Source organism: uncultured Campylobacter sp. (genome assembly GCF_938017705.1).
GTDB lineage: Bacteria > Campylobacterota > Campylobacteria > Campylobacterales > Campylobacteraceae > Campylobacter_B.
Genome location: NZ_CALIIS010000212.1, coordinates 1 through 13,529 on the forward strand (window position 1 = coordinate 1; position 13,529 = coordinate 13,529).

Sequence of the window (13,529 nt, forward strand, 5' to 3'; positions counted from 1 at the left end):
CTGGTGGCGGGATTTTTAATTTTAGCGGATTATATGGGTTATACGACAAGCCGCTAATCGCAGGGCTCATAGCCATTTTATTTTGCGTAGGCGCAGCGGCGATTTTCGTAAAATTTTTCCCTTACGAGAGGCAAAAAATCAATGAAAACTAAGAAATTTCTCGCTACCATAGAGCGTTTGATTAAATTTTAAAAAGTTAAAGCTCCAAAGGAAAAAGATGGATTTAAATATCGTTTACGGCGTGATTTTTGCGGTATTCGGCACCTGCGTGGGCTCGTTTTGCAACGTCCTGATCTACCGTCTGCCGCGCGGACAGAGCGTAAATTTCCCCGCTTCGCACTGCCCCAAATGCTCTCACGCTTTAAAATTTTATCACAACATCCCGCTGCTTTCGTGGCTCTTTTTGGGCGGCAAATGCGCCTTTTGCAAAACCAAAATTTCGATTCGCTACCCGATCGTCGAGCTTTTAGGCGGCGCGCTTGCGCTTGCAGCGTATTTCGGCGAGCCCGATCTTGCAAAAGCCGCAGTGCTCGGGCTTTGCTTCATCCTGCTTATGGCGCTTTCGGCGATCGATTTTGAATACAAAGCCGTACCGGAGAGCCTTCTTTACGTAGTTACGGCGCTTTCGCTTGCTTATACGCTGATGTATGATTTTGATCTTAGCGGCGTGGGCGCCGCGGCGGGATACGCGGCGATATTTTTCGTGCTGCGCCTCATCGTTACTTTCGTGCTAAAGCGCGAAGCGATGGGCAGTGCGGATATTTTTATCGCGGGCGTTATGGGGGCGATTTTAGGATGGAAGCTGGGCGGCATCTCGATCTACATCGGCGCGATTTTGACGCTGCCTGTGTATCTCATCGCGCACAAAAAGGGCTACGAGCTGCCGTTTGTGCCGTTTTTATCGATGGGGCTGCTTCTTACTTTTATTTTTAGAGATCAAATTTTAAGGCTCTTGGACGTCATTTATGGATAGGGTGCAGCGTTATTTATTTAGCAATTTCGTAAGCTCGTTCGCGTCGCTTTTCAGCACGCTTTTTATCATAATGTCGATCGTATTTTTCCTTCAGATCGCGCGCATTACGTCGTTTATCGAGATAAATTTTTCAGAGCTAGTAAAGCTCTATCTTTTCATGCTACCGCGCATACTCATATTTACGGTGCCGATCGCGTTTTTCGTAGCGCTTAGCATCTCCCTTTTTAGGCTATCTAAAGAGAACGAAACTATCGTCATTTTTACCATCGGCTACGCCACACGCAAGATCGCGCTATTTTTCGGCATAAGCGCCGCGCTGTGCTCCTTGGCGCTACTTTTCGTATCGCTTTTTATGATGCCGATAGCCGAAAATTTAAAGGACAATTTCATCGATTACAAAAAGATCAGCGCGACGCTAAATATCAAATCCAACGAATTCGGGCAGAAATTTTCCGACTGGCTGGTTTTTATCGATTCGCAGGAAAACAACGGCTCAAGCACGCTGTATAAGGATCTGGTGCTGTATAATCCAGGTGGCTCGCAGGATCACGAGCGGATGATCGTAGCGCGCAGCGGCGAGTTTAAAAACGAAAACGCGAGCTTTTCTGCGATGCTGCACGACGGCAAAATTTACACGATGGGCGGCGAGCAGTGGCACGTAAGCGAGTTTGAAAGCCTAACCCTGCGCACGCAAAGCGACCGCAATATCCGCGGTGGAGGCGGCGTGATCGGATACTGGAGCGATATGAGCGGCAGCGAGAAGCGCAGGAAAGAATTTAGCATCTACACCCTCGTCTCGCTCTTTCCGCTGGCGAGCTTTCTGTTTGCGCTAAGCCTCGGTATCGTGACCTATCGCTACGAAAAGGGCTTCGTTTACGCGGGGATCTTCGGCGTGCTTTTTAGCTACTTTGCGATGATCATGCTACTCTCTAAATACCCGAGCATCGCGCTTCCCGTGACATTCGGCGTTACGCTTATCGCATCGCTACTTTACTACAGGATCAAAATTGCCCCGAGGTACTGAAAAAAGCTCCGAGCTTTGCGGCGGCGAAATTTTAAACAAAAGCTCGTCCGCTCGAAATTTAACGAATAAAATTTCGGCAAGCAAGGCTAGTGCGTCTAAAATTTTGCGTGGCGTAAATTTAAAGCATGAAGCCCAAAATTGCGAGCAAGCTTTGATCTTAAACGACGGGGTTTCAAATTTTAAAAATTCCGCTCTCGCAAGCTCGGCGAGCAATACGGCTACCTATACTGCGCCCGATTGCGGTTTGAATCACGAAAGCGTCAGGCGAAATTCGGACGCCGTTTGCGCCAAAGAGACCGCGCGTGTAGCAAATTTAAATTCCGCCCGCAAAAATTCCGCCGATACCGCCGCTTTGGATATTTGCGCGGCAAGTGCAGAGGAAATTTACACGACCGTGCACGCAGACGCCCGCATCGCAAACTCTCTCAAAGCAGATACCGCCTGGAAAGCGGGCGTTTCCGCAAATACCTTCGCAAGCGCGTCCAAACTCAAAAATATTCTCAAGAGCGCGCCCGCAAGCGACTTCGCAGCGAGCAAACTTGCGCATATCGGCAAAATAAGCGCCCTGCCAAATACTCCCGCAGATGCATGCCCCTTCGCAGCGAGCGTAAACTCCGAGCGCGTGAAGCTCAAGCTTGTCTATTCCTACGACGGCTCGAAATTTAGCGGCTCGCAGTCTCAGCCTCACGGGCGCGGCGTCGAGGACGTGCTGCGCGCGGCTTTGGGGCGAGTAGGAATCTTTGCGCCGCTCATCAGCAGCTCGCGCACCGATAAAGGGGTGCACGCGCTGCGCCAGGTAAGCTGCGTCGAATGCACCGTGCACTGGGAGCTGCCGCGTCTAAAAGAGCTTATCAACCGCCACTGCGCGCCCTATATTTTTGTACGTCACATCAGCCCGGTGCCGCGCGATTTTCATCCGCGTTACGACGCCGTGGCGCGCTGCTATCGCTACGTTTTAAACCATGGACGCCCCAGCCCCTTTCTTAGCGATTTTTGCGTGTTTTATCCGCGCGTGGATCTTGCCGCGCTCAATGCTGCGCTTGCAAATTTTATCGGCGAGCACGATTTTAGCGAGTTTATGAAAAGCGGCAGCGACATAAAAAGCCCTGTGCGCGAGCTCTACGTCGCGCGCGCCTATTCTTTTAGAAATTTAACCTTGATAAATTTTAAAGCCAACGGATTTTTGCGAGCGCAGGTGCGGCTGATGGTCGCAAACGCCCTAAAATCCGTGCAGAGCGGGCGCAAGATCAGATTCTCGCGAGCGCTTAGCAGAATCCCCTTTCCGCCGAACGGGCTGTATCTTAGCGGCGTGAGTTATTAAGACTTGAAATTTATAGCGTTAAATTTTATCTCCAGACGTTTGGATTTCAAGCTTAGAATTTTATCGCGGTAAAATTCCGCATATCAGAGCAGATCACCGCCCTACTCTCATATTAGATCACCTGTGCCGCGATGTGTAAAATCGTAAATTTGCGCGAAATTCGATCTGTTTTTATTAGAATTTTATAGAAATTTAGCAATACTTTTAAACTTTTAACTCAAAAAGGAGCAAAGATGAAAAAATTTTCTGTTGCTTTGGCCGGTTTGGCCTTACTAGCTAGCGTTTCGGGCGCTAAGGAGTTCATCAATATCGGCACCGGCGGTATGACCGGCACCTATTATCCGGTAGGTGGCGCGATTTGCCGCTTGGTAAATATGGATAAAAATATGAAATGCTCCGTGCAATCGACGGGCGGCTCGACGTATAACGTCAATAACGTGCTTAAAAAAGAGCTAAATTTCGGCTTCGTTCAAAGCGATGTCGTCTATGATAAATACAACGGTACGGGCAAATTCCAAGGCGCGGCGGATAAAAATTTACGCTCCGTAATTTCGATCTATCCGGAGCTTTTGGCTTTCGTCGTCTCTAAGGAGAGCGGCATCAAAGCCTACGGCGACGCTACGGGTAAAAAGATCAATATCGGAAACCCGGGCAGCGGCAACGAGCTAACCAGCACAATAGTTTTTGAAAACTACGACTTTGATCTTAAAAAGCTCGCCCAGCACGGCGTTTTAACGGCGCAAGAATGCCCTATGGCGCTAAAAGATAAGAAGATCGACGGATACTTCTACGTCGTAGGACATCCGACCGCAAATATCACCGATGCGGCAACCTCGCTTCCTATCGACTTAGTCGGCATCGACGATGAGCATATCAAAAAAATTATGGAGAAATATCCATATTTCGCTAAAGGCGTGATCCCTGCGAAGATGTATGACGGCGTAGATCACGATACGCAGACTATCGGCGTAAAGGCCGTACTCGTAACCGACGCTAGCCAAAGCGACGAGGCGGTTAGAGCGGTAGTTAAGGCGATACTTGATAATTTCGACGAGTATAAAAAGCTACACCCTGCGCTAAATTTGGTAAGCAAAGAATCTCTTTTAGAGGGGCTTAGTGCACCGCTTCATCCTGCGGCAGAGGCGGTATATAAAGAAGCCGGGCTGCTGAAATAGGCTAGTTGATGGAGAAATCTACACAAAAAGATGAGCAGGTTTTAGAGGTAAAAAGTAGAGAATTTACCTCTAAAAAGCTCTTCTGGCTCGTGACGCTGGTCTGCTTCGCGTGGTCGGTCTTTCAGCTTTACATCGCGTATTTTACGCTAAATACGAATATCGCGCGCTCAATCCACTTGGCGTTCGCCATTTTTATAATTTTTTCGCTTTTTCCGTTTCGTCCGCGCTCTAAGGCGCATTTTTATATCCCGTTTTACGATTATATTTTATTAATCGTTGGAGTCGCCGCGATCTTGTATCCTGCGATAGAATTTAACGAGCTAGCGCAGCGTCCGGGAAATTATCTAACCAGAGATATCGTAGCGGCCTTTATCGGAATTTTCATACTCTTTGAAGCAGGTCGCCGTATGATGGGACCAGCGCTTGGCATTATCGCTTTTACCTTTCTTCTGTATTGCTACTTCGGCCCTTATATGCCCGACATTATCGCGCATCGAGGCGCAAGCTTTGAACTGCTTGCAGGGCATATGTTTTTAACTACAGAGGGCGTATTTGGCGTGCCGGTAGGGGTCAGCACCAGCTTCATCTATCTGTTCGTGCTATTTGGCGCGCTTTTGGAGCGAGCCGGAGCGGGGCAGTATTTTATAAACGTAGCGTTTGCGATTTTAGGTCGCTTCTGCGGAGGACCCGCCAAGGCTAGCGTAATCGCTAGCGGACTAACCGGCATGGTAAGCGGCAGCTCAACCGCAAACGTCGTGACAGTGGGCACCTTTACGATCCCGCTAATGAAAAAGGCAGGGCTTACCGCCACTAAGGCGGGCGCTATCGAGGTCGCTGCGGGCGTAAACGGGCAGCTTATGCCGCCTATCATGGGCGCTGCGGCGTTTATCATCGCGGAATTTTTAGGTATGAGTTACACCAACGTAATGATCGCGGCGGTGATCCCAGCCTTCGTCTGCTACGCGGGGCTATTTTTCATCGTGCATCTGGAAAGCTGCAAGTTAGGGCTTCACGGCAGCCGCGATTACGCCAAGGTTTCAAAGCTAAAAATTATATTTAGTGGCATTCATTACATAATACCGATTTTGGTGCTTCTTTTCACTCTATTGATTCTAAAAGAAAGCGCGATCTCTGCGGCGTTTAACTCGATCTGTGTGCTGTTTTTGATAATGATCGTCCAAGAGCCCGCTAAAAAAACGATATTTGGCGAAAAGGTTGGCAAGTCCGATTTTATCGTCGGCTTTGTCGATATCTTTTGGGCTATGGTGGGTGCTGCTAAAAATATGGTCACGGTAGCCGTTGCCACCGCGCTAGCGGGCATCATAATCGGCTCGATCTCGCTTACCGGGCTGGGACAGGTTCTTTCAGAGCTCGTAGAAGCGGTCGCGGGAAATAGCATAGTGCTGATACTTCTGATGACTGCGATAATGAGCCTTATTTTGGGCATGGGGCTTCCTACGACGGCGAATTATATCGTCGTTTCGAGCCTAATCGCTCCGGTGATTTTGATACTGGCGGATAAAAACGGCTTTCTAATCCCTGCGATCGCAGTGCATCTTTTTGTCTTTTATTTTGGAATTTTAGCCGACGATACGCCTCCCGTGGGTATCGCCGCATACGCTGCGGCGGGCATCGCAAAGGCAAATCCCGTAACCGTGGGACTTCAGGGCTTCGTGTATGATCTGCGTACCGCGGTGCTTCCATTTGCGTTTTTCTTCAACAACAAGCTGCTTTTGATCCAAAGCATCGGCGATCCGATGGATTCAAAGAGCATCGTTTGGATCAGCGATCCACTGCAAATCGTGCTGATTTTTGCCACGGCGATCGTGGGTATGTTTGCTTTCAGCTCCTCGCTGCAGGGCTGGTTCGTAACAAAATGTAACCTGATAGAGCGCCTGCTATTGCTGCTAGTAACGCCGCTAATGCTGGTGCCTAATATCTGCGCGAAATTTATCGAGTTTATCCCGAGCGAATATGTAAGCTACGGCATCGGCGCTGCGATCTACGCGCTGATCTTTGCAAAGCAGTGGGTTTTAAGACCTAAAGACTCGGACAATACGCACGCCGAAAATAGCGCACCTGCGGCGTAAAATCAAATTTGATCCCGCTAAATTTTAAGATAAATTTGCGGGATCTTATTAAATTTATCTTCTTGCTTTTTATTCTTGCACCAGGATTTTAAATTTGAATCGACTTTGTTCTAAATTTAAATCCGTCTATCTAAACTACTCAAAATTTTAAATTGCGCCGAAGTAATTATGCTGCTTAGTAGATGAATTTATTCATACGAAGTTACCGTGTTAAAACTATCGTGTACTAAATCCATGCTTGTCTATATGATTATCGCAAGCCGCAGGATACGTGAAATCAATAGAGCAAAGCCGTTTTCGCGTTGCCTGCCTTCGATAGTTTAAAATATACACGTCCACAAAAGCGAAAATGATTCTTAGAGCAGATAAAATCAAAACTGTGCAAAATTTCTTCAAAACGATTTGATAATTAATGCCGGACGTTATAAAATTTTACTTATTTACAGCAATTTCTTGATTATATGTTGTACTTTATTTAAAATAATTTTTATAAAAATATCGATGGAATGGGGAATTATTAGTCAAATTTAATTCTATAAAAATACTTTAATAATTAATATTAAATTTATCCGCTTTGAGTTATAATCCGAGATTAAATTTCAAAATAGAGGAACAAAAATGCAAAAAGATATGTATTTTAAAAAGGCGAAATTTATCGCATTATCGATATGCGCGAGCGTTTCGATTTTATGCGGCGTCGAAGGCTCACTCCTAAGCAGTGACGCAAATAGCACGAATCTTGGCGAAATCGTAGTAAGCGCGAGCGGCTTTCGCCAAGATATTAGGCAGGCGCCCGCCACCATTTCCACCTTGGATAATAAAGAGATATCAAGCGGCAGCTTCACTTCGCTGCACGATATCGCGAATAAAATGCCTGGCGTCAGCGTTATCGCAGGCGACGACGGCCCGGCAAGCGGGATATCCATCAGAGGAATGGAAAGTTCTCAAACCCTTGTGCTTATCGACGGCAAACGCGTAAGTTCCGCGGCGGCGAATCCAAAAGGCGGAGCGGGCGATATGAACTCGAATTTTATCCCGCCCGCAGGAGCGATAGAGCGTATCGAGGTGATTAGAGGACCGATGAGCTCGCTTTACGGGAGCGATGCAGTAGGCGGCGTGATAAATATCATTACGAAAAAGAATTTTTCTAAATTTAGCGGAAGCGCTGCTATATCTACAACTATCCAAGATCACGAAGGTATCGGAGACGGCAAGATGGGCGAAGCCTACGTCAATATTCCCTTCGGGCAGTATGCGGCACTTCAGCTGTGGGGATATAAAAAGCTACGCGACGAGGATGGCTATAAGGGAGGCTATCAGAAGAGTGATAAATCGGATTCTAACGCCAAACTTTGGCTAACGCCGGATGAAAATAATAAATTTTACTTTCAAACCGGAAGACAAAATCATGATTATTCAAGGACCCTTGGTAAAACCGCCGTTTATCTCAACGCGCGTGGATTAAATCACTATAAATATAAAAGAGAAAATCACGGCGTCGGATATTTGGGTGAGTTCGAGAGCTTAAGTGCTGATATAAGTTATTTTTGGGATAAGACTCGCCGTACGAGCATTTTTGATAGCCTTTCTCCCGCAATCGTAAAAAATAGAAATTTTAATTCCAAATTTACGACTTATCTCGGTATAAATACGCTTACCTTCGGCTATGATTTTAGCAAGCAAGATGTGCGAACAACTTTCATCGTTTCAAACGCGAGCAGGCAAAATTTACGCTCTCCGCAGCGATTTTCTATGAACGAGCATGCGGGATTTTTAGAGGACGAGATTGAAATTTTGGAAAATACGCTATTTTTAACGCTCGGCGGCAGGCTCACGCACAACGAATACTTCGGCAACCACTTCTCTCCCAGAGCCTACGCGGTACTGAACGTAAGCGACGTTTGGACGCTTAAAGGCGGCGTCGCGACCGGGTATAAAACTCCCGACGTCAATCAAATTTCGCCCGAAGTAGGCACGATTCAGGGCGGCTGGAGAATTATAGATTTCGGTAACGAGGATTTAAAGCCCGAGAAAAGCACGACCTACGAGATCGGGCTTTATTACGACAATGCAGACGATCTGCGCGGCAATATCACGCTATTTAAAAACGACTTCAAAGATAAAATTTTAGATGCCGATGGCAGCAATATTAATAGGATTCCCGCTTACAGAGGCTGCGCCAGCGCACCGAGCGTTAATTGTCCTGGTTGGGGAACGTATTTTAATATAGAAGGAGCCGAGGTTTACGGCGTTGAGCTGAGTGGCGATTACGATATTACTAAAAAGCTAAATTTCAAAGCGAACTACACCTATAGCCACTCCGAAATCGAAACCGGGGATCCTACGATCTATACGCCAAACGGCGCCGTTAAATTTAGTCAAACCAATCTTAGTAGGCTAGATGGCAAATCCCTGACCGCTACTCCGAAGCATGCCGCACATGCGACACTTAGTTATAGGCCTATCGCTCCGTTTTCTACCTTTATCGGTCTTAATTACGAAAGCGAGCTTACAAGCGTGCAATTCGGTCCGGGCAATAGAGTCAGCAAAAACGACAAAAAGCTTTTTACTACGGATTTGGGCGCACAATACGATTTAAACGATAATCTGAGCCTAAATTTAACCGCTTACAATATCTTTGATAACGTCCGATACGACGAGGGTCTCGCGGACGACGGCAATTACTATTGGTATCCCGAGGAGGGTAGGAGGTTTTGGTTTAAGGTAAACGCTAAATGGTAAGCCTAAAGAGCTTTCTTGCGGTATTTGACGCGTTCTTTTTAGTGTGCTTATTCGCTTGCGATCTGGGGGCAAAACCGCCGCAAAAGATTGAGCAGGCAAGTGGAGCTGCGCACGAAATGTTTAATGTGAGCGATTTTATTCTAAAAAGCAAGAACGGCGAAAAATATAAAATTTTTATAGCTCGCCAAAAAAATGTCGCTCGCTACGATAGGGTAGTTTTTATGGTTGATGCGAACGCGCAGTTTCCGATACTTTTAAACTCCTATGCGAAAATTTATGCGAATGGCGCAAAGCAAAACGCAAAAGCGGTGTCGAAATTAAGCAAAACCGTCCTTATAGTAGGCATCGGATACGATAGCCCGCTAGCGTATGATACTAAGCGTCGCACGAGAGATTTAACGCCCGCGGTGAGCGGCGAAGAATATGCAAACGGCGGCGGCGCGGGAGAATTTTACGATTTCGTAAAAGATGAACTATTTCCGCTCGTGGAGAAAAAATACTCTACGGCAAAAAGCGATAAAATTTACTTCGGACATTCTTTTGGCGGGCTATTCGGGATTTATGCTTTGCTACGCGACGATGGGATTTTCGACGAGTTTTTTATCGCCTCACCTTCGTTGTGGTGGGGCGAATCACAGCTGATCAGAGATGCCCTAGACGAGGGAAAGCTTAGATCAAATTTAAAAGCGAAATTCATAATGCTCGTTGCTGGCTCGCGTGAAATGCGTAAAGGGAAAACCGATAAAGCAGGAATTTTAAAAGCGGCCGATCTAGCTGAAATTTTAAAAGCAAGGGGGCTTTCTTGCGAGTTTAGGCTCTACGAAGGCGCTTCGCACGGCGAAGTAATCCCATTGGCTTTGCAAGATTTAGCGCTATTTACGCAAAGATAATCTTCTATTTAGCCGGTAAAGCCTTGATCTAAACTGCAAGTGTAGGACCGAGCGGCGCAGGCTCGTTGATTGCGCCGAAACGCGTTGTCAGATTTAAGAAATTAAATTTTAAAGCCGTTTTGGCTAGTATCGCGCAAATTTAAAGGATAGAAAATGCAAAGTTTCAAATGGCAAATTTCAAAGCGGCTCAAGCAGGCGATGCGTGAGCGAGATATTGATAATCTCGCGCTCGTGCGGCGCACGGACGAGCTGTATTCGCGCTCGCACCCGGGCCACGACGAGGATATGCGCGCCGAAGTTTACACCGTCTTGGACGAATATGCGCCCAACGTCGATATTGAAATTTTTGATCTAGTCTGCAAGGCTCTCGGCGTTAAAATCGAGCTGGGATAGGGCTTTGCGCATGGGATTTGCCTGCGCTTTTTACTCGGACGACGACGGTCAAATTTAGATTTTGAAATTTTATTTAATTTGGCTTTGCACTGCGACGCTGATCGTACTGCGAGCCACGACCGCTCCCAGCCTTTAAAATGCGCAGCGCATGGCATTCGCGCCGCACTTGTCATTTGCTACACGTGGATTTCGAGCCAGCTAAAACGAGCCGTCGTTCATACGACCGCGCCCGTCGCAAAATTTGCTAGCGGCGTGTCTTACGCGGTATTAAATTTTAACAGCGCCGTAAAATTTAGTAGCGACAGCACCCATATCCGCGAGACGCGGATCGTGAAATTTAAACTCGAGCGGCGCGAACTTCGTAATTTAAGCACTCGCTTGCCCGTTCTTTAAAATTAAGCGCGCTTGTTTAGCCACCAAAATTTAACTCAAATTTAAACGCTCTCTCGCAGGAATTTTAAAATTTACCGCACGATTGCATCAGCTTGCGCAGCTTCCACACAACTCGTACTACCCAATGTGCGCCTGGCTACTCCGCGCGATGTGTTTTTGCGCCGTGAAGTCGGGAGCAGAGTTCGGCGTAGAATTGTGTATAAAATTTCATTCACGCAGCTGGCTCACAGATAGCTTAATCGGCGGCTCCAAATTTTAAATTCCAATCAAAATTCACTCAAGCGGCGACAAATTAGCGATTAAAATTTGAAATTTTAGAAGTGAAATCTCGCTCCTGCTTGCGATTAAAATTTTAAATTTTGCCGCAAAATTTCGCCCAAACCTAGCAAGATTAATATCTATTTTAACTGCAAAGTGCTAAATTTAGCCCTAAATTTTAATCCGAGGTAAACTTTGAACTACTTAATCCAATTTAGTGTGATTTTAGGAATATCTTTTGTTGCGGAGATTTTGGCGGCACTCGTGCCTGTGCCAATCCCCGCTAGCATCTATGGGCTAGTCATTATGCTTTTAGCCCTGATCTTCAAACTCATCAAAGTATCGCAGATCAGAGAAATCGTGTCGTTTTTTATGCAGATTATGCCGGTGATCTTCATCCCAGCGGGTGCTGCGATCATCATCGCAGGCGACGCGCTACGCCAACATCTTTTCGCAATCATCGCGATTACGGCAGTCTCTACGGTAGTAGTCATCGGTGCAAGCGGCGCGGTAACGCAAATTTTTTATAAAATCGCCCTCGCCCGCGTTAAGCGTAGGCTTTACGAAGCCGCGCACGAACAAGACGGCGTGAATACAAAGGGCGTGGATGCGAAGCTGGAACGCGAAATTTTATCCGGAGACGACAAAAAATGAGAGAAATTTTAATGAACTCCGCTTTTTTCGGCGTGTTTTTGTGCCTGGGCTCGTTTGAGTTGGGACTTTATCTAAAAAAGCGCTTTAAGCTAACTATTTTCAATCCGCTTCTAATCGGTATCGTGCTTACCGTCTGCGTACTTTTACTCTTTAAAATTCCATACGAAAAATTTAACGCCAGCGCCTCGCACATTAGCTTTTTCTTAACGCCGATTACCGTCTGTCTAGCCGTGCCGCTATACGAGCAGCTGGCGCTTTTGCGAAGTAATTTTTTAGCTATTTTCGCAGGACTGATTTCGGGTATGATCGCAGGACTAGGCAGCATCTACGCGATGTCGGTGATATTTGGGCTAAATCACACAATGTATGTCACGCTACTACCGAAATCCGTCACAGCGCCGATCGGTATGGGTATCAGCGAAAGCTTAGGCGGCATCGTGACACTAACGGTGGCCTGCATCATCGCTACGGGCATCATCGGTAGCGTATTTGGCGAGGTGCTACTTAAAATTTTTGGCATCAAAAAGGCGATGGCAAAAGGTATCGCCCTAGGCTGCGCGAGCCATGCGATGGGAACGGCGCGCGCTCTTGAGATCGGTGACGTAGAGGGCGCGATGGCGTCTTTAGCAATGGCAGTTACGGGACTTCTTACCGTCATCGGTGCCGGTATATTTGCACATTTCATCTAAGGAGGAAATATGATAATCTCGATCGCTAGACAAACGGGCGCAGGCGGGCGCGAAACCGCGCGCAAACTAGCCGAACGCTTAGGCTACACCTATCTAGCCAAGGCGGATCTGCTCCGCAAAGCAGACGAGCTTGGCTGCTTCGAGCAGATGTATGAGTTCTACAACGAAATGCCCGTAAATACGCTACTTCAGGCAATATCGCACAACGAGCTAGCCAATGAGCAGAAGCGCGATCGTATTGTAGCAATCTACGAGAAGATCGTCTCGGGCGGCAACGTTATAGTGCTTGGGCGCTGCGCCGGGTTTTTCTTGCGCGGACATCCGGATCTGCTGACGGTATTTTTACGCGCGAGCGATGAGTTTAAGCTCGCTAGATTGGAAAAAGAGGGTCACACCGACGCGCGAGAGTATATGGAAAACAGCGACGCAGGTAGGATGAGCTTTCATCAATACTACACCAACCAAGTCTGGGGTGCGTCCGCAAACTACAATATCTGCATCGACACGTCGTATTGCGGCATCGATAATGCGGTAAATATCATCGAGTATCTGGTTAAAAACCACGATAAAAAGTAAAATTTGAAACTTTGCGACGGACGCGGTAACGAGGCGACATTGCTGCGACGATGAGGTTATCGGTGGCGACGAAATTATATTGGCACGGATCGCTGCGGGCGGCGCGGCATCGTTGCGGGGCAACGAGATTATGTCGCTGCGGCACCGCTACGGCGAAATTTTATGCTAAGGTTTAGGAAACATGACGGCAGCAGCGATGCGATCTTGTGCGCGGCAAATTTTCTGTGGTTATCGGCGACAAATTTCTGGGTGCAAGCGAGCAAATTTACGGGTTTTTGCGGCGGCGTTTGGCGCTCAATTTAAGCGGCGAAGGTAAATCAGGCGAGCAAAATTTACCAAACGGCGGCGAAA

Annotated in this window: 11 protein-coding genes; all 11 read left to right on the forward strand. The window is 47.2% G+C overall.

The window, feature by feature from the left end; all coding sequences use genetic code 11:
- Positions 1-217: 217 nt before the first annotated feature.
- The 11 genes from Q0605_RS09730 to Q0605_RS09780 all read left to right on the forward strand — a co-directional run bounded on the left by Q0605_RS09730 (position 218) and on the right by Q0605_RS09780 (position 13,178).
- Positions 218-973, forward strand: a complete 756-nt coding sequence (locus Q0605_RS09730) for an A24 family peptidase (RefSeq protein ID WP_298706578.1) — start codon at positions 218-220, stop codon at positions 971-973.
- The gene (locus Q0605_RS09735) at positions 966-1,997 is read left to right on the forward strand and encodes an LptF/LptG family permease (RefSeq protein WP_298706580.1); all 1,032 of its coding nucleotides are present in this window, start codon (positions 966-968) and stop codon (positions 1,995-1,997) included. The genes Q0605_RS09730 and Q0605_RS09735 overlap by 8 nt, the downstream gene beginning before the upstream one ends.
- Before the next feature lie 622 nt (positions 1,998-2,619).
- Positions 2,620-3,318 carry a tRNA pseudouridine(38-40) synthase TruA gene (gene truA, locus Q0605_RS11430; protein ID WP_363317217.1) on the forward strand — a complete coding sequence of 233 codons (699 nt, stop codon included), beginning with the start codon at positions 2,620-2,622 and terminating at the stop codon, positions 3,316-3,318.
- Between the two features lie 233 nt (positions 3,319-3,551).
- Positions 3,552-4,493 carry a TAXI family TRAP transporter solute-binding subunit gene (locus Q0605_RS09745; protein ID WP_298706584.1) on the forward strand — a complete coding sequence of 314 codons (942 nt, stop codon included), beginning with the start codon at positions 3,552-3,554 and terminating at the stop codon, positions 4,491-4,493.
- 8 nt (positions 4,494-4,501) lie between these two features.
- Positions 4,502-6,583 (forward strand): TRAP transporter permease, encoded by a 2,082-nt coding sequence (locus Q0605_RS09750; RefSeq protein ID WP_298706586.1) that lies wholly within the window; start codon positions 4,502-4,504, stop codon positions 6,581-6,583.
- Between the two features lie 618 nt (positions 6,584-7,201).
- The gene (locus Q0605_RS09755; RefSeq protein WP_298706588.1) at positions 7,202-9,325 is read left to right on the forward strand and encodes a TonB-dependent receptor; all 2,124 of its coding nucleotides are present in this window, start codon (positions 7,202-7,204) and stop codon (positions 9,323-9,325) included.
- Entirely contained in the window at positions 9,319-10,215 is an 897-nt protein-coding gene (locus Q0605_RS09760; RefSeq protein ID WP_298706590.1) for an alpha/beta hydrolase-fold protein, read from the forward strand. The genes Q0605_RS09755 and Q0605_RS09760 overlap by 7 nt, the downstream gene beginning before the upstream one ends.
- A 153-nt stretch (positions 10,216-10,368) precedes the next feature.
- Positions 10,369-10,608, forward strand: coding sequence for a hypothetical protein (locus tag Q0605_RS09765; protein WP_298063035.1), 240 nt, complete (start codon positions 10,369-10,371; stop codon positions 10,606-10,608).
- Between the two features lie 846 nt (positions 10,609-11,454).
- The gene (locus Q0605_RS09770; protein ID WP_298706592.1) at positions 11,455-11,913 is read left to right on the forward strand and encodes a CidA/LrgA family protein; all 459 of its coding nucleotides are present in this window, start codon (positions 11,455-11,457) and stop codon (positions 11,911-11,913) included.
- The gene (locus tag Q0605_RS09775; RefSeq protein ID WP_298706594.1) at positions 11,910-12,602 is read left to right on the forward strand and encodes an LrgB family protein; all 693 of its coding nucleotides are present in this window, start codon (positions 11,910-11,912) and stop codon (positions 12,600-12,602) included. The genes Q0605_RS09770 and Q0605_RS09775 overlap by 4 nt, the downstream gene beginning before the upstream one ends.
- A 9-nt stretch (positions 12,603-12,611) precedes the next feature.
- On the forward strand, positions 12,612-13,178 hold the full coding sequence (locus Q0605_RS09780) for a cytidylate kinase-like family protein (protein ID WP_297943274.1): 567 nt from the start codon (positions 12,612-12,614) through the stop codon (positions 13,176-13,178).
- Positions 13,179-13,529: the final 351 nt, after the last annotated feature.